The organism is Candidatus Merdisoma sp. JLR.KK006 (assembly GCF_036941035.1).
Classification (GTDB): Bacteria; Bacillota; Clostridia; order Lachnospirales; family Lachnospiraceae; genus Laedolimicola.
Window position 1 is genome coordinate 1 of the sequence record NZ_JAYMNS010000039.1, and the last position, 17,507, is coordinate 17,507.

Annotated in this window: 17 protein-coding genes and 1 riboswitch; of the genes, 1 reads left to right on the top strand and 16 read right to left on the bottom strand. The window is 47.8% G+C overall.

The window, feature by feature from the left end; translation table 11 throughout:
- Window positions 1–120: 120 nt before the first annotated feature.
- From VSQ61_RS20405 to VSQ61_RS20445, 9 genes are all read right to left on the bottom strand, one after another.
- Complete coding sequence (locus tag VSQ61_RS20405) at window positions 121–504, bottom strand: PTS sugar transporter subunit IIA (RefSeq protein ID WP_334346199.1); 384 nt, start codon at window positions 502–504, stop codon at window positions 121–123.
- Window positions 505–562: 58 nt separating this feature from the next.
- Window positions 563–1,429 carry a PTS system mannose/fructose/sorbose family transporter subunit IID gene (locus VSQ61_RS20410; RefSeq protein WP_334346200.1) on the bottom strand — a complete coding sequence of 289 codons (867 nt, stop codon included), beginning with the start codon at window positions 1,427–1,429 and terminating at the stop codon, window positions 563–565.
- Between the two features lie 2 nt (window positions 1,430–1,431).
- On the bottom strand, window positions 1,432–2,214 hold the full coding sequence (locus tag VSQ61_RS20415) for a PTS mannose/fructose/sorbose/N-acetylgalactosamine transporter subunit IIC (protein WP_334346201.1): 783 nt from the start codon (window positions 2,212–2,214) through the stop codon (window positions 1,432–1,434).
- 50 nt (window positions 2,215–2,264) lie between these two features.
- Window positions 2,265–2,753 (bottom strand): PTS sugar transporter subunit IIB, encoded by a 489-nt coding sequence (locus VSQ61_RS20420; protein WP_334346202.1) that lies wholly within the window; start codon window positions 2,751–2,753, stop codon window positions 2,265–2,267.
- Window positions 2,754–2,946: 193 nt separating this feature from the next.
- A complete protein-coding gene (gene murQ, locus VSQ61_RS20425; protein ID WP_334346203.1) occupies window positions 2,947–3,849 on the bottom strand; it encodes an N-acetylmuramic acid 6-phosphate etherase in 903 nt (300 codons plus the stop codon).
- A 5-nt stretch (window positions 3,850–3,854) separates the two neighbouring features.
- Window positions 3,855–4,535: a PIG-L deacetylase family protein gene (locus VSQ61_RS20430; protein WP_334346204.1), complete on the bottom strand. Its 681-nt coding sequence runs from the start codon at window positions 4,533–4,535 to the stop codon at window positions 3,855–3,857.
- A 20-nt stretch (window positions 4,536–4,555) separates the two neighbouring features.
- Window positions 4,556–5,494 carry a GNAT family N-acetyltransferase gene (locus tag VSQ61_RS20435; protein ID WP_334346205.1) on the bottom strand — a complete coding sequence of 313 codons (939 nt, stop codon included), beginning with the start codon at window positions 5,492–5,494 and terminating at the stop codon, window positions 4,556–4,558.
- A gap of 297 nt (window positions 5,495–5,791) precedes the next feature.
- Window positions 5,792–6,505: a GntR family transcriptional regulator gene (locus tag VSQ61_RS20440; protein WP_334346206.1), complete on the bottom strand. Its 714-nt coding sequence runs from the start codon at window positions 6,503–6,505 to the stop codon at window positions 5,792–5,794.
- 116 nt (window positions 6,506–6,621) lie between these two features.
- Entirely contained in the window at window positions 6,622–7,506 is an 885-nt protein-coding gene (locus VSQ61_RS20445; RefSeq protein ID WP_334346207.1) for a class B sortase, read from the bottom strand.
- Between the two features lie 223 nt (window positions 7,507–7,729).
- Here VSQ61_RS20445 and VSQ61_RS20450 point away from each other — a divergent pair, with 223 nt between their 5' ends.
- Window positions 7,730–8,083 (top strand): helix-turn-helix domain-containing protein, encoded by a 354-nt coding sequence (locus VSQ61_RS20450; RefSeq protein ID WP_334346208.1) that lies wholly within the window; start codon window positions 7,730–7,732, stop codon window positions 8,081–8,083.
- Window positions 8,084–8,421: 338 nt separating this feature from the next.
- On the opposite strand, the gene VSQ61_RS20455 is transcribed toward VSQ61_RS20450, so the two are convergent.
- The 7 genes from VSQ61_RS20455 to VSQ61_RS20485 all read right to left on the bottom strand — a co-directional run bounded on the left by VSQ61_RS20455 (window position 8,422) and on the right by VSQ61_RS20485 (window position 17,165).
- Window positions 8,422–9,432 carry a GGGtGRT protein gene (locus tag VSQ61_RS20455; protein WP_334346209.1) on the bottom strand — a complete coding sequence of 337 codons (1,011 nt, stop codon included), beginning with the start codon at window positions 9,430–9,432 and terminating at the stop codon, window positions 8,422–8,424.
- 18 nt (window positions 9,433–9,450) lie between these two features.
- Window positions 9,451–10,143 carry an iron-sulfur cluster assembly scaffold protein gene (locus VSQ61_RS20460; protein ID WP_172542765.1) on the bottom strand — a complete coding sequence of 231 codons (693 nt, stop codon included), beginning with the start codon at window positions 10,141–10,143 and terminating at the stop codon, window positions 9,451–9,453.
- 339 nt (window positions 10,144–10,482) lie between these two features.
- Window positions 10,483–11,883, bottom strand: a complete 1,401-nt coding sequence (locus tag VSQ61_RS20465; RefSeq protein ID WP_334346210.1) for an NAD(P)/FAD-dependent oxidoreductase — start codon at window positions 11,881–11,883, stop codon at window positions 10,483–10,485.
- 257 nt (window positions 11,884–12,140) lie between these two features.
- A riboswitch (purine riboswitch) is annotated at window positions 12,141–12,236 on the bottom strand.
- Between the two features lie 116 nt (window positions 12,237–12,352).
- Complete coding sequence (locus VSQ61_RS20470; protein ID WP_334346211.1) at window positions 12,353–13,090, bottom strand: TraX family protein; 738 nt, start codon at window positions 13,088–13,090, stop codon at window positions 12,353–12,355.
- An 8-nt stretch (window positions 13,091–13,098) separates the two neighbouring features.
- Window positions 13,099–13,764 carry an acyltransferase gene (locus tag VSQ61_RS20475; RefSeq protein ID WP_334346212.1) on the bottom strand — a complete coding sequence of 222 codons (666 nt, stop codon included), beginning with the start codon at window positions 13,762–13,764 and terminating at the stop codon, window positions 13,099–13,101.
- Between the two features lie 69 nt (window positions 13,765–13,833).
- Entirely contained in the window at window positions 13,834–15,921 is a 2,088-nt protein-coding gene (locus VSQ61_RS20480; RefSeq protein ID WP_334346213.1) for a DNA topoisomerase, read from the bottom strand.
- A gap of 254 nt (window positions 15,922–16,175) precedes the next feature.
- Window positions 16,176–17,165, bottom strand: a complete 990-nt coding sequence (locus VSQ61_RS20485; RefSeq protein ID WP_334346214.1) for an RluA family pseudouridine synthase — start codon at window positions 17,163–17,165, stop codon at window positions 16,176–16,178.
- Window positions 17,166–17,507 lie beyond the last annotated feature (342 nt).

Genomic DNA, 17,507 nt, shown 5'->3' on the forward strand with positions numbered 1-17,507 from the left:
TTTGTGTTGTCTCCTGCGACAGCTTTTATATATTACCACGCCGTTTTTTGGTTGTCAACACCTTTTTTTATTTTTTTTGACAATTTTTTTATAGTCTTTATATTTTATTAACAGTTTATTTTAAGGAAACTCTGTCACGGATTCCTTCGTAGTCTCCATCGCCCGTTTTGCCAGCTCCGCCGCTGTCCCGCTGCTGTCCATGGACAGTTCCATATAAGCCATCTGATTCAGCCCTGCAACGGTACGGTACTTCTCTGCATTGGCAGCCGTACGGAGCGCAGCTGCTTGGAAGGGTGTTGCACCGGGAAGATCACAGCAGAACAATACCTCTTTTTCTCCCAGTCTCCCAAGCAGCTCATCCATATGAGCCTCCAGCTCCGCCCGATCCTGTTCCTTTGTAAAATTCAGAAAATGCATATTTTCCGGAACCCCTGTAACCATTTCCAGATTGGTGCGCACACCCTCGCCATAGCCTCCATGTCCAATCACAATAATCTCTGTCATCACTTATCCTTTCCAAAAGGGGCGCTGCTGAGCATTTGCAGCAGCCCCTGTAATATTTTTATGCATATACGCCGCAGGCGAATCCAATGGCTGTAAGTATCGCCGCCAGCACCAGAATCAATCCCATCAGTTTCATGGGAGACCATTTTTTCTTTGCATACAGATAGTATACAAACAAGGTCAGCCCAAGGGGCAGGATGTTCGGGAAAACGGAATTGAGCATACTGTCTGCATTGAACAACACCTGTGCCTCCAGAACAGTATCTGTGGTTACATCATACACATCCTTCACAATCTGAATCGGCAAAGACATGCTCACAAAGGAGGCTGTCAGAGCGCCTACTACAATAAGTCCCATAATGGTCATGGTGTCTGTCAACATATCCAGTTTTCCGTTAGCCATGAACTTCTGCATCCCCTCAAGTCCGGTATGATAGCCGAATTTGTACAGCTTCCAGCTGATAATGCAAGTGCATATTGGATAAATCACCATATACAGCACCGGTCCGGCCCATGCCACAGAAGCATTTGCCTGGGAAATAGAAAGGCAGATCGTCAGTAAAATCGGAATGATGGTTGCCACCCACAGGGAATCACCGATGGCCGAAGTCGGACCAATCAATGCAGTCTTTACACTGCCGATGATCTCCGGTGTACACTCGCCGTTAGCGTTGGCCTCCTCCATACCACAGACAATGCCGTTGCAGATGGAGCCAACCTGTGCCTCTGTATTAAAGAGGGTCACATGACGCTTCAATGCCTCTGCCTTTTCTTCCTTTGTATCATACAGCTCATCCACCACCGGAGCCATAGCCTGTCCGAATGCCATGCCAAGCATACTCTCCGCCTGCTGAGAGCAGCCGTTCCAGAAGAACCAATTCCAAAAGGATTTCTTTAAGGTCTTTTCACTAATTTTCTTTGCCATAATCATTCCCTCCCTGCCAATTTGTCAATGACTGTAAAATAGAGAATCGCCGTTATCACTGCCACAACTGCCACACCCATCATGCTCAGTCCAAAATATGTCACCAAAATAAAACCAACCAGGAAAACAGCAAAATGATACTGCTTTTTCAACAGGAAGGACAGAATAATTCCCATTCCAAGAGCCGCCATCATGCCGCCGAATACGCCAAGAAGCGTAGTCACCCATCCGGGAATCATGCTTGCGAAATCTCCCTGGCCGGAAGCCGCTGTCATGGAGCTTAACACGATTACTGCAGGTATAAAGCGGCAGGCAAAGCCAATGAGCTGTCCGAATACTACGTTTGGTATGTACATTTTCTTTGTCTCGCCGGCTTCTGCATACTTATTGGCAACACGATTTAAAGGAAGATTAAGTGCATAGGATACATTCCACATCACGCCGCCCACCAGACCGCCGATTCCTGCAAACAGCACTGCCAGACCGATAACCTCCGTGGTTCCCATACCTTTCCCGAATACCAATGCTCCTGCTGTGCCGATATAGGTTGCATAGGATAAATCCCAGGCAACAGCGCCTCCAGGAGTTACATTTCCCATATACATAATCTGTAAAGGAACACCCACAAGCATGGCGGTGGACACGTCACCCATAATAACCCCTACTACAAAAGAAGCAACAAGGGGTCTTCCCAGTGTGTACCATCCAATGGTGTTGCCTACAATGGAGCCAATTGCTCCCAGATATACAAATAGTGCTATTAAAATAATCTGAACCATATTCATATCTCATTCTCCTATTCCAGTTCCGTAATATTCTTCCAGGTCACCTTTATCTAAATAGTTTCTTTGAATGCCTTCCAGGTCACCTTGGAGGCATTGGGCAGCTGATGGAACACAATGTCCATTCCCTTATCCGCAAGTTCATCCAAAAGCTTTACGTCTGCCTCGCTCAGATAGAAAATGCCTGTGGCTCCGCTTACTTTGTGAACCGTATCCGGCCGTTTTGCCATATTTCCCAGAATCAGTTGTTCGCAATCCCGGATGTTTTCTCCCAGCTCCCCGAGTTTTTCCGGCACTTTCACAATGACCAGCCGGTTCTTGTTGCTCTTTTCCTTCAGAAGGTCATTTGCCTCTGCTGTAGTGACAATGTTTGTCACATAATTCTTCGGGACTCCCATGGTTAAAATAGATTTCAGCATAGGATTCTGCGCACTGACATCATCCACTGCAATAATTTCCTCAATTTTGAGTGTCGGGCACCATGCCACAATGGTCTGGCCATGAATCAGCCTGTCGTCCACCCGTACATATAATTTTCCCATCACCATTCTCCTTTTATTCCAGTTCCGTTTCCAGTACAACGAAAATTAAGTTTTGGATAGTTTGACGCAGAATATTCTTCTGAGAGTGCTGCTTTACAAACGCAGTCGCAGCAGTGGCTGCGGCGAGGCTTGATGAGTAGTGCTATCAGGAAAATAGGCAAGTCAAACTGCCAATAACTTAATATTCGTTGTACTAGGGTATACATTTCCGCACAAACCCCCTATTCTTCTTCAGCAGCCCCACAGCCGTCTCCCGGTCTGTTCCAGTGAGAATCATAACAATGGCTTCCTTAGTAGAATATCCCGTTTCCTCTAAAATCTGCTCAGCCTTCTCATAATCACAGCCTGTGCTCTGCATCACGATTCCTTTTGCCCGTTCTACAAGTTTCTGATTGGTCGCCTTCATATCTACCATCAGATTGCCGTACACCTTCCCAATCCCAACCATAGAAGCAGTGGAAATCATATTGCAGATAAGCTTCTGGCAGGTTCCGGCCTTCAGCCTGGTGGAACCGGTGAGAATCTCCGGCCCTGCATTTACCTCAATGGCTATCCGGGCAAGCCCGGAAATGGCCGCTCCCGGATTGCAGCTTATGCTGATGGTTCCGGCTTCCACTAAAGCTCCGTACTTTAAGGCCCCCATACAATAAGGTGTCCTTCCGGATGCTGCAATAGCACATACCACATCCTCTTTTTTAAGCCCAAGCTTTTTCAAATCCTCCACAGCCAGGCTTTCCGAATCCTCGGCTCCTTCCACAGCCTTAATAAAAGCTCCGCTTCCACCGGCAATTACGGCCTGGACCTCATCTGTCGTGGAAAAGGTAGGCGTGCACTCCACCGCATCCATAATGCCGATCCTTCCGCTGGTTCCGGCTCCCACATAGATGAGCCGGCCGCCCTCATTCAATGCCTGCACCACACGCGTAACTGCTTTTTCAATCTGAGGCAGCGCTTTTTCTACCGCATCCACCGCCCGTCTGTCTTCCTCATTCATAATGCGTAAGATTTCTCCCGGGGACAGAAGATCCAGCTCCATAGTTCTGGGATTTCTGGTCTCCGTATTCAGATGGCTGATTTTTACCTTTTGTCCGCTCATAGCCCTTACCACAGCTCATTCTCAATGAGACTGGCATACATATAGTTCACTGTGAAACCGCTGCTGCCGCACTCAATCTGACGCACCTTTCCATTGGTTGTATAATATGGAATATATGGAAAATCATTGATTTCCCCGTTAAATACCTGGTATTCCTTAAGCCCTGAGAACCATTGCTCTTTCTCTTCCTCGTTCAGAACGAAATATGCCTGCGGCAGGAAGCCTACCAGATCCTCGAAGGTCTCTCCGTACACAAGACGGATGGGATTTCCCTTTCTTCTTAAAGCTTTCACAGCAGTTGTAACAGCATCATGGGTATTGATATGTCTTGGATGCATGGAGCCTCGCCAGTGGGTGATTACCAGTTCCACCTGTTCCTCTTCAAAATACTTCTCAAGCCTTGCCGCAAACTCCTCCGTAGACGGCATACTGCTGGAAACATAGCCCAGCCAGATGGTATCTCCTCCCAGTGCTTTTGCCGCTCTCTGGTTCTGATCAAGCAGAGACTTAAGATATGCATCCTTTTCCTCCTGTGTGGCATCCGGGTCCTCCAGTCTTCCCTGGGTCACATGGATAAAGGTGCAGTGTGCGCCCTCCTTTGCATATTTCAGCATCAGGGGGCCTCCCATAAGCTCTGCGTCAAGGGAATGGGCCCCGATGCTGACAATGCGTTTCATTGCTGCCATAAATTAAACTACCTCCTTTCCTACAAATCCTTTTTGTAGGATGTAAAGCTCCGGAACACATGAATTCCATGCCGCTCATAGTAGCGCCGCCCCGGTTCATCTGTAGAAACAAAATACATATGGTAAACTCCTCTTTTTGCCATCTCAAGCTGTGCAAAGTCAAGAAGAATACTTCCAAGCCCCTCATTTCTCATAGCCTTATCAATTCCAATGGGGCCAAATCTCATGGGATTGCCGTCAATCATCCGCATACAGAAGCCGCAGATCTTTCCTTCGGGACTTAACACCAGCAGAATCAAATCCTCTGCCGTCCCATTCTGCATGGCTATAAGCGCATTGCGCTTCCAGCCTCCCCCAAACTGATTCTTATTAAATTCCAGAAGCTCCAGTGCATACTCATAGGTAAAATTAATAAAACAATAGCCTTTTTTCTTAGCCGCCTCCATTCTTTCCCTGGCCTCCGGGCTCATCTGATAGCCATGAAGATCCTTGCACATGGAGTAATCCTTTTTTCCGGGAGCATACCCAAGCTTTTTAAAAAACGCCGCAGCTGCCGGATAATTTACCTCATCCACACCCGGAAAAAAGTAGCTGGGACTGTAAGCGCTTAAGGTAATATTCTTCGCACCGGCACGTTTCATGTCTTCCTCTGCCCGGTTCACAAGAGCGGTTCCAATCCCTTTTCTCTGAAATTCCTCTGCCACAAACATGACCACAATCCATCCCCGGTCCGGCTCCAGGCCCCGTTCCATATAGGGAAATTTCCTGCGCATCCCCAGGCAGAAGCCCACAGGCTTTTCATTCTCCAGGGCAATATAGCAGAGAGAAGGATCAAAGTTTTCGTCAAATAATGCCTGTTTCCTGAACTTTTTTACAGTAAGCGGATCAAAATGGAGCGTCCGATTCCATAAATCCACGACTGCTTTTTCATGCTTCTGTGTATAAGTTACAATTTTCATTTCTGCCTCCTTATGTTACAAATGAAACTGTATTTCTTTGAAACGTCATTATTAGATTTTTCCAAATGTTTTGACGCCTTACTTAATATATTAACATGTTGTTTTATATGAATAAATAATATATTAAGTTTTAAAAAATTGCAATAGGCAAATTGAAAAAAAGCAAAACCACCAAATCGGAGGCTCTGCCTTTGTATACTTTGCCCTAAATTCAAGCAAATTCTTATTATCTGTGCCGAGACAGACAGCTCTGCCAGCATGTCCATCTGAATCACTGTTCACAAAAATGAAATCATTTTAAATCTTGATCGTCACATTTACAGAATACCAGTCTTTATGAAAATAGGTTTCCGAATATTCCACCACCTTGTCCTCGTCATTGTAGGCCGTCCGCTTGATGAAAAATGCAGAATTGCCCTTGGGTATTCCCATAAGCTCCGTGATATGTGCATCCGTCACATCCCGGACCGAGTAATTCTCCACCGCCCATGTAGGCTTCCTTCCAATAGAGTCCAGAGTTTTATAGAAAGACTTACGTTCATAAATCTCCTGGGCCTGCTTAAGGCTCAAAATCCGGCTGTCTATATAGGAAATATGGTATGCTACCGGATCTTCATTTGCCATGCGGACACGCTTTACCCGAATCACAGACTGCTCCGGTGCAATATCCAGAGCCTCTGAAATCCGCTTATCAATAATCTCCTCTATGGCGTCCACATAGAGATCAATTACATACTTCTGCTCCAGCAGCTCTTCGCTGAAGCTTATGGAGGTCAAGGCTCTTATCATCTGCTTTTTCGCCACAAAGGTTCCCACACCCTGGACTCCGTTTAAATATCCCTGGCTAATCAAATCGGAAAATGCTCTCCGCACAGTGATTGTGGATACGCCGTATCGCTGCTTTAAAACAGATTCACTGTCAATCCGATCCCCCGGACGCAGACGTCCCTCTTTGATGGCTTCTATGATATCTTCCTCAATCTTGCGGTACTTCACGTCTTTTGCACACATATAAACCTCCGGATTTTCCCTTTTATTAATATGCTAACATAGGATTCACGTTTGTCAAGAGAAAAATCTGTCATCCATTAATTTATCCGTTTGCTTACCGCAGGCCTTCTAAACCGTTACGATCCTTTCTCATACTCTCCCGCCAACAATGCCACTACCAGAAATCGATTCTTTGGCGCATCTCCTATGCAGGTAGACAAGGTCAGAAGGCGGCTCCCAAATGGCACCTCCATGTTTTCCCTTATAAGTCCGGGAGAATTTCGCAAATCCTCAATAAAGCTCATGAAGGCTTCCTCTTCCTCAAAATCGTAAAACCCCGGAAGGTATGCGTCGGAAAACTGTACTGCAGCAAATATCTGATACAGCAGCGTCCGATCCGGCAGATGAATATATACATAGGGCTGCTCCTCAAAAAATGCGGAATTTTCATAATCATGAAGACTTCCGAACATGGTGTCATTTTTCATATTATGGCCGTAAAGGATTGTCTGATGAGCGGAAAAGTCCTTTGGATGTATGGGCTCTGAATAAATGCTTCCCGGCAGGCCGGACACATGATCTATGGTATGGTTCAGATAATACTCATCCTGAACAGGATGCTGCAGGACCGGGTAATCCACTTTTGTTCCCGGAATGAAAATCCAGGCATAGACATCGCGGTTCTGTTCCTTTAATGCCGTAAAATCCACTGTGTTTTCTATGCGAAGGGAGGGGGCTACCTCTCTGGATATTTCCTTCAATGCCCTTTCTTCCTCCTCGGCCCGTGCAGCTGCTTTAGCCTTTGCCTTCTGTACTTTTGCTGTCATTGCCGCCTGGAATCCTGCTCCTTCCTGGAGACTTCTGCCCTTTTCCCCTAAAAGTGCCTCAAACAAAGCTTCCGTCCGGCCGCTTTTCACCCAGAAGCAGGCCGCAAAAATCAGAGAGACTGTAAGCATAGTCCCCAAAAGTATGAAAATCCTGTTTCTGACTTGTTTTCTTTTCTGTCTGATTCGTTCGTTCATGGCAATCTCACAGTTGCTATCCATTCAGCAATCATAGGTTTCTTCTATATTATATGGTCAATCAAAAAAGTTTTCAACAGTAAACCCCTGCGGCAACCAAAAATTGCGCAATAGTTGGTGGATGTAACAAAGTATTTGGGGTAAAATGAAGTCTAGAAATCCATCCGGGAAACCGAATACCCTTTGGAAAGTGCAAAACTGAAATAGGAAGGAGTAGAAATTTATGTACATTATGACAACTTTTATGATTCTAGCTTTGATATTTTGGCTTGCTGTTACTGCAGCGTTAATTTACCTGTTTATACTGCTTGTCAAGGCACTCAAAAAGTACATCGCTTCAAAAGAAGTAAGAGCGGAAAAAAGTATCGTCCGTAAATCTCTTGGTGAATTTCTGAAAGAAAACCGGCTCCGCTGCAGGATGACCCAGGAATTTGTGGCAGAATCCTTGGGCGTCAGCAGACAGGCTGTTTCCAAGTGGGAAGGCGGAATCTCGGACCCAAGCACCTCAAACCTTCTGGCCCTGGCCAAACTTTATGGAGTGCCAGCGGAAGAATTGCTGCGGAATATAGGAATATAAGTCTATTCCTTTACCCATTACGCTCTGACACGATCCTCCGGAAATGTTTTTTAAAACAGCAGAGAAAGTACTTTTACTCTATCATATGTATTTTCTTGGCTGTCCGTTATCATCTTGGAGAAAAGATCCGCATGAAACATTAAAGCTTATACCCACCGGGTAATAGACGAACTGCACCAAGAAATACAGAAAATTACAGAATAAAAATAAGGGGCATGCTATACAAGCGTGTCCCTTATTTGTTAGTTACCTGTTAGTTATGTGTTAGTTACCATGTCTTTTTGATACTTTTTCACTCTTCCGCACAAGTCTAACCAGGCTGCATAAATACGCTATTCTTAGAACTTCCCGGCCTTCGCCGCTTCCTCGATGGAAACAGCCACAGCCACAGTCATACCAACCATGGGGTTATTGCCTGCGCCAATAAGACCCATCATCTCTACGTGAGCCGGTACGGAAGAGGAACCTGCAAACTGAGCGTCAGAGTGCATACGTCCCAGCGTATCGGTCATACCATAGGAAGCCGGTCCTGCTGCCATGTTGTCCGGATGAAGAGTACGTCCCGTACCACCGCCGGATGCAACGGAGAAGTATTTCTTTCCTGCTTCCAGTCTCTCCTTTTTGTAGGTACCTGCTACCGGATGCTGGAAACGTGTAGGATTGGTGGAGTTGCCGGTGATGGATACGTCTACGTTCTCCTTCCACATGATAGCAACGCCTTCGGGAACGCTGTTAGCGCCATAGCAATTAACCTTTGCACGAAGTCCCTCTGAGTAAGCTTTTCTGAACACTTCCTTTACCTCATTGGTGTAAGGATCGTACTCGGTCTCTACATATGTAAATCCATTGATTCTTGCGATAATCTGAGCAGCGTCCTTTCCAAGACCGTTCAGGATAACACGCAACGGTTTCTGACGAACCTTGTTGGCCTTCTCAGCGATACCGATAGCGCCCTCTGCGGCCGCAAAGGATTCATGACCTGCCAGGAATGCGAAGCACTCGGTCTCCTCCTCCAGAAGCATCTTGCCAAGGTTTCCATGTCCCAAGCCTACCTTACGGGTATCTGCTACGGAGCCGGGGATACAGAAGGACTGAAGTCCCTCACCGATTGCTGCTGCTGCGTCTGCGGCCTTGCGGCAGCCCTTTTTGATTGCGATCGCAGCGCCTACGGTGTAGGCCCAGCATGCGTTCTCAAAACAGATAGGCTGAATGCCCTTAATCTGATTGTATACGTCAAGGCCCGCATCCTTTGTAATCTTCTCTGCCTCTTCCAGGGAAGCGATGCCGTAGCTGCCTAATACCTCATTGATTTTATCAATTCGTCTTTCATATGATTCAAATAATGCCATCTTTGTCTACCTCCTCGCTTATTCCTGTCTCGGGTCGATGATCTTCACTGCGTCATCTACGCGTCCATACTGTCCCTGTGCCTTCTCCCAGGCTGTGTTGGCATCGTCGCCCTTCTTGATGAAATCGGTCATCTTGCCAAGATTTACAAACTTGTAGCCAATGATCTGATCCTCTGCGTCCAGAGCGATTCCGGTTACATAGCCCTCTGCCATCTCCAGGTAACGAGGTCCCTTTTTCAGAGTTCCATACATGGTTCCCACCTGGCTTCTAAGACCCTTTCCAAGGTCCTCAAGACCAGCTCCGATAGGAAGTCCGTCCTCAGAAAATGCGGACTGTGTTCTTCCGTATACGATCTGCAGGAACAGCTCTCTCATAGCTGTATTGATTGCATCACAGACAAGGTCAGTGTTCAGTGCCTCAAGGAGAGTTCTTCCAGGAAGAATCTCAGATGCCATGGCTGCGGAATGGGTCATTCCGGAACATCCCAGAGTCTCTACCAGCGCTTCCTGAATGATGCCCTCTTTTACGTTCAGGGTCAGCTTGCAGGCTCCCTGCTGAGGTGCACACCAGCCTACACCATGTGTCAAGCCGGAAATATCTTTGATCTCTTTTGCCTGTACCCACTTTGCTTCTTCCGGAATCGGAGCAGCGCCATGATTTACGCCCTGTGCTACCGGACACATCTTCTCAACTTCGTGTGAATAAATCATTTTAAAACTCCTTTCAAGTTAAGTTAAAATCTTAAGCGACCGCCGTAGGGTTTCTAGGGCTTGTCGCATTTGATTATATTTTCTCATAATTTCTGGAAATAGTCTAGTGGTTTTTTGAATTTTTCGGTAATGGAATAACGGACGCCGCCGTGAAGAATTTTTCCTTCCTGCCCTGCTCCGCCCAGAGGGCTAACACGCCTGGCAGGAAGGAAAAATTCTTCACGACGGCTGTTCGTGGGGGTGTATGGGTGGCTGCTGCCAGGATGTATAGCCTGTGGAGTTATTGCCAGCGGTTGTTCGTGGGAGTGTATGGGATGGCTGCAGGGAAATTTGGGGATGTTATATGAGCCTTCGGCCCATGAGGACGCCCATCATGGAAGCCATCATCAGGCCCCTTGTCCAGCCGCTGGAATCGCCCAGGCAATAGAGGCCCTTTACATTCGTTGTAAAGTCCGGCGTCATCTGGATTCGGTTGCTGTAGAACTTAAGCTCCGGCGAATAAAGGAGCGTCTCATTGGCTGCAAAGCCGGGAACTACGTGATCTACGGACTGGATAAAGTTTATGATGTTTATCATGGCACGGTAAGGCATCGCTGCCGTTATGTCGCCTGCTACCGCATCCGGCAGGGAGGGACGCACGTTAGACTGAGCCAGCTCTTTTTGCCAGGTTCTCTTTCCGCCCAGAATGTCCCCGTAGCGCTGTACCAGAATCTTGCCGTCGCCCAGCATGTTTGTAAGCTCTCCCACTTTCTTTGCATAGGCAATGGGCTGATTGAAAGGATGGGTAAAATTGTGGGAGCAGAGGATGGCAAGGTTGGTGTTGCTGGATTTCAAATCCTTGTAGGAATGGCCGTTTACTACTGCCAGATCGTTGTCGTAGTTTTCCTGGCTCACAAAGCCTCCCGGGTTTTGGCAGAAGGTGCGGACCTTGTTTTTAAAGGGCAGGGGGTAGCCGATGAGCTTGGATTCGTAGAGTATGTTATTGACATCCTCCATGATTTCATTGCGCACCTCTACACGGACGCCGATGTCTACGGTGCCCGGCTCATGGGCAATTTTGTGCTGCTCACAGAGCTTTTCCAGCCAGTCCGCACCCTTGCGGCCGGTGGCAACTACTACATGCTCTGCGTGAATGGTTTCTTCCTCTGCACGGGTTCCCGCCTTTTCGATAACGACGCCCCTGCAGGTGTCCTGCTCTACGATCAGGTCTCTGCACTGATAGCCAAATATGATTTCTACGCCGTGGTTTATTAAATACTGTTCAATTTCGTAGTAGATTTCCTGGGCCTTTTCGGTTCCCAGATGACGGATGGGACAGTCTACCAGCTTTAAGCCTGCCTGGATAGCCCGCTTGCGCACATCCTTGACGCCCTGTTCGTCGCTGACGCCCTCTACTTTTGTGTCTGCGCCGAATTCCAGATAGATTTTATCTGTGTAGTTTATCATTTCCTGGGCAAAATCCTCTCCGATGAGCCTCGGCAGATCGCCGCCTACCTCATAGCTTAGGGAGAGCTTTCCGTCGGAAAATGCACCGGCTCCGGAAAATCCGGTGGTGATGTTGCAGTAAGGCTTGCAGTTTACGCACTCCTTTGTCTTGGATTTGGGGCAGGTCCGCTTTTCCACCGGTTTGCCCTTCTCCACAAGAATTATTTTCTTTTTGCTTCCCTGCTTCAGCATCTCAAGTGCCGTGAAAATTCCGGCCGGCCCTGCTCCAATGATACAAATGTCTGTGTTCCTCATAATCTTCCTCCATTCCAGTTCTGCAAGCTTCCGTTCAGCATGCAATAAACACAGATGTATTTCCGCCCCCAAAAGCCTATGTCCGTAAATCTATCCAGGTACTGAGCGGATGATTTCTGTTTTTACTCCAATTCCGAAATATTTATAGCTTTTTCTTCTTTTCTTACTCTTCCCCCGTTTTTCCGGCCCATACCTTTGCATTACACTTCACAAAACCTATAATTTCCTGTAAAAAAATACCGCAATGATGATACAGCCTCTCCTTGGGGGAGACCTATAGTCAACTATTACGGTAGTTGGTAGAAACATTCAACCTATTATGAATTTATATAAGTCCAAGTCACTATCAGTGTACAAAAAATTCCTGTTTTTGTCAAGGTAGTGAAAATCTTCCCTTCACTCTTTCAAGAACTGATAGAACTGCTTGTTAAAATCCGGAGCCGCCGCATCTTGGCTCCCCCGTCCGTCCTCACACAAAATTCACCAGCAAAAACCGCCCAACCGCCCAAAGCATCAGCAAATGCCCCGGATAAAACCCATAGAAAAAGTACTTCGGCTGCCTTCCCCTCTCCCCATTGTAAAGGGCAATCAGCAAAAAGGAAAAAGCCGTCGGCCACTCCAAAGAATTAAACGCCACAAGAACAAACACACAGACAACGGCCCGAAGCCATGGCCGTTCCCGCAATAGATACATAAGCACAATCACCAGAACCCCCACGGCCCCATAATCCGTCAGCAAAAGCTGCGCCGCAAAAGCCGGCAGCAAAAGCCCTAGGGGAAGCCGCCAAACCTGCTGTCTCCATCCCTTCAAAATCCACACGGCCAAAAGCCCCATAGCAAGGGTCAGAAATACATTCTGTCCCCCCGTAAAAAAGAGCATATTGTGAAAAGCCAGATCAAAAGGCACCTCGGACAAAAGGGCAAACAATGTCAGACGAAGCATATATTTTCCCATATCCCGGGTATGGACGGCCCCCTCCACCAGCAAAAAGCAAAAGATAGGAAAGGAAACTCTTCCAATGAGACGCAGATAGATGTCAAAATCATACCATGCCATAATCTGCTCTCCGGTAAGCCGCCCGGCCAGAGGAGACGTGCCATGAGCATTCATTACAAACACCTCAATAAGGCATGCTCCCACATGATCAATCAGCATGGTAAGAATGGCAATCCATTTGAGTGCACTTCCGGTTAACGGCTTTTTCATGGGTATACTCACCTCTTCTCTGCTACCTCTCCCTGCTTTTTATAGATAGAATTAGCCGGAACAACGCCCCGCACGGAGGACAGGGGATAAATATTGCTGTTTCTTCCAATCACAGTTCCCGGATTCATGACTGTTCCGCAGCCAACCTCCACCTCATCGCCGATCATGGCTCCGAATTTCTTGATTCCCGTCTCAATATCTCCTTCCGGTGTATGAACCTTTACCAGAAGCTTATCGGACTTTACATTAGAGGTAATGGAGCCGGCTCCCATATGAGCCTTATATCCTAAAATAGAATCGCCCACATAATTGTAGTGAGGCACCTGCACCTTGTTAAAGAGAATCACATTTTTAAGCTCCGTTGAGTTCCCTACTACAGCCCCCTCTCCTACCAGAGCATTGCCACGGATAAAGGCGCAGTGACGTACCTCCGCATTCTTTCCGATAATGGCAGGCCCGGTAATCGATGCTGTGGGTGCCACCTTTGCGGAACGGGCAATCCAGATATTCTCTCCTTGTTTCTCATACTCTTCCTCGCTTAAGGTTGCTCCAAGCTCCAGAATAAAGGCGCTAATCTTCGGCAATGCCTCCCATGGATAAGTCACCTCTGACAGCAGCGGTGCAGCCAATGTCTCGGTCAATGTGTACATGCTTTTTACTTCCAATTCTTTCATAATCTTTCTACTCCTTCTTCTTTTCTATCTTCTCTCCTATAAAAATACATTTTTTTCACAAAAGCATTTTTATTTTCTATCAACGCCGGAGCTTGTAGTATTCCTCTGCTCCTTTTCTTTCCCCTGCTGCCCGGAAGCCTTATCCCCGGATTTTTTCTTCCCAGCCTTGTAAAACCCCGAAGCCGCATCAAAGCAGGGCTTAAGGGCTCTCCGGTAATCGGCTCCCAGCACCGCCTGGGTCTTATCGGTAATAAACTTCTCCAGCTTCTGCATATAGAACTCTTCCGTGATACTGCCCTCCGCCATCTGGGTCAGGCCCTTTTCCCAGCTTGCCGTAAGCTCCGGATTCAGGAGACTGTAAATGGAAGCCCTGACCACATCATAGATCATTTCTCCCAACAGGGTCGGCGTAATGATCTGGGTCTTTGCATTTAAGGCTATGTATTTATTATTCACAAGCTTTTTCAGAATCTCCGCCCGGGTAGCGCTGGTTCCAATGCCGCTTCCCTTGATCTGTGCCCGAAGCTCCTCATCCTCAATAAGCTGTCCGGCATTTTCCATGGCAAGAATCATAGAGCCGGAATTGTACCGCTTGGGAGGCGATGTCTCCCCTTCCTTAATAACAAAGTCTCGGACCTCCACCATGTCGCCCTTTTTAAGCCCCTTTAAAATCTCCAGAAATTCCGTATCACAGCGGACATCCTCTGTCTCCTCGCCCTTTTTCTTACTGCTGTCCCCGGAGCTTCCCGGCATCACCTTCAGATACCCTTCCGACAGCAGAATCTTAAAGCTGGAAAAAAACTTCTCCCCTCGAACTGCTGTCACAAGCTGCACCTTCTGGTACTCCGCAGCCGGATAAAAGATTGCCAGGAACCGCCGGGCAATCAGCTCATAGATCTGCTCCGACAGCTTTGACAGGCTTTTAAGGACCCCATAGCCCTGGCCCGTGGGAACAATGGCATAGTGATCCGTAATCTGCTTATCGTTCACATACCTGGTCTTTGCAAGGTTTTTCCAGGAAGTCCCCGCCAGAACCTCCCCTGCAAAGGTGGACAGCTTCTGGTAATTTCGAAGCCCTCCGATATTTCTCCCAATCTCCTTGGCCGCCGCTGTGGACAGCACACGGGCGTCTGTTCTGGGATAGGTCACAAGCTTTTTCTCATACAGCTCCTGGACCACCCGAAGGGTCTCGTCGGGACTGATTTTAAAGAGACGGGAGCACTCGTTTTGAAGCTCCGCCAGATTGAATAATAGTGGCGGATTCTTTTTCTCCTTTTTTCGTTCCAAGGAAAAAACAGTGGCCTTGACCGGCTGTTCCTCTTTTAAAAAGCAAATCAGTTCCTCCGCATCTTCCTTTTTCTTAAAGCCATTTTCCTTATAAAGCTTGGGGGACTGAAAATAGGCGGAACCCTCTAAAGCACGCCACTCACCTCTGGCCTCCCTGCCCTTTAGGGAGAATTCCTCCTCCACCCGGTAAAAGGGCGTCTTCACAAACTCCCGTATCTCACGTTCACGCTTTACCACCATCCCCAGAACGCAGGTCATAACCCGCCCCACGGAGATCACCGTCCGGTTTACCTTCAGATAATTGGAAATGGCATCGCCGTATTTTAAGGTCAGCAGACGGGAAAAGTTGATTCCCATCAAATAATCTTCTTTTGCCCGAAGATAGGCGGCGCTGGAAAGATTGTCATACTCCGAAAGATCCTTTGCCTCCCGGATTCCCCGCAGGATCTCTTCCTCCGTCTGGGAATCAATCCACACCCGGCGGCGCTTTTTCCCCTTCACGCCGGACATCTGCTCCACCAGACGGTAGATGTACTCTCCCTCCCGTCCGGAATCGGTGCAGACGTAGATAGTCTCCACATCCGGCCGGTTTAAGAGACCCTTTACGATCTCAAACTGCTTGCTCACGGAAGGGATGATTTCATATTTGAATTCTTCCGGAAGAAACGGCAGGGTGGCAAGGCTCCACCGCTTAAACTTGGGGTCATAGACCTCCGGATAGCTCATGGTCACCAGATGGCCTACGCACCAGGTTACGATGCTGTCCTCTCCCTCCAGATAGCCGTCCCGCCGGGAGGTGCTAAGTTTAAGTACCTTGGCAAATTCCTGGGCCACACTGGGCTTTTCCGCAATATAGAGTGATTTTCCCATAGTTCCTCTTTTGCTGTGCTTTATGCCGCCTGGCTTTCAGACATATCTTGAAGCTATCCGATTCGCCCTCCCAGGCTGTGTATCCCGGCACACTTGCAGGGTGTGTGCATGAGGATTCCAAAGCACAGTTTTCTATTATATACTTACTTTCTGTTATCTCTGTCCTATAACCACAGACTTTTTTATTTTAACACAAAAAAGTGATGGATGGCAATGAGAAATAAAAAGGGCTCACCTTATCATAAAGTTAGCTATCATAAAGTTATGCCCGAAAAGCTTGTAAAAGCCTCAGGCAGGAACTGCTTCATATCCTCCGGAACAGGTGCCTCCACCTGCAGCTCTTCCCCTGTAAAGGGCTGAAAAAAATGAAGCTGCCGGGCATGCAGAGCCGTCCGTCCCATCCCTGGAAGCTTCCCGTTTCCATACAGAGAATCTCCCAGAAGCGGACAGCCGATAGACGCCATATGCACACGAATCTGATGGGTTCTGCCCGTCTCCAGGCGAAGGCCGACCAGCGCACAGCTCTTTTTTATTTCCCCACACCCACATCCGGCAAATGCGCTGTTATCATCCTTACCCTTATATAACTCCATATTCCCCATTAAGGTATAAAAGGTAACTGCCCTCTTTCCCTCCGGGTCCACACACATGCGGTTTCTCACGCCGGGAACAGGTCCCAGAGGTTTGTCAATCCTCCCTTCCCCCGGCTTTGGCACGCCCTCCACAATGGCAAGATAGCTCTTAAAAAGCCGCCCCTGCTCCCTCTGGCGCTCCAGCCGGACAGCCGCTCCCCGGTTCTTCACTGCCAGAACCACCCCGGAAGTATCTTTGTCCAGGCGGCCAAAGATCCGAATGACCGAATCCTCACCTTTTCCTCTCAGATAAGCTGCCAGGCGGCCTGCAAGGGTATCCAGATCCGTCCTCCCCACCGGATGCACCGTCAGTCCTGAAGGCTTGTCTGCCACCAGCACATCCTGGTCCTCATAAAGCACCAAAAGCCCTCCGTCAAAGGCTTCCACACTCTTAGAAACCTCCTCCCCCGTCTCAAGCAGCACCTCCACAAAATCCCCTGTCTTAAGAAGCGTATTCACCTTCCTGCGCTCTCCATTTACACAGATCCCATCACGGCGAAACTTCGCACGGCTGATCTCATTTTTAGTCAGCCCCATTCTCCCTCTCAAAAAATGCTCCAGCCGAATCCCTTCATCCACTTTTTCCACTACACCGTTCACTCTCTTCTCCACGCTCTCACCTCCTTCCGGTTTTGCAGATACTGTTGCAATTTTTAAGAAAAAGCACGAAGAATCTCTTTTCCCCGTGCTTTCCATGTAAGCTTTTAAGCCCGCTGCTTTTCCAGCTCCGCAATCCGGCGCAAAGCCGCTTCAAGTAATACCTTTATTTTGCTGTGTTTCCTTAAAAATGTCAATAGGGATGAATACATATTTCTGCAGAAGCTCTATCTCGATTCCCGTATCCGACTTCTGCTCAAATCGGTGTATGTAAGTTGTAAAACATTCTCAGCCCCTTTACTCCCCACCCCAACCATGCTAAAATACCCCCATACCAGTCAAATACCCCGCAGCAAG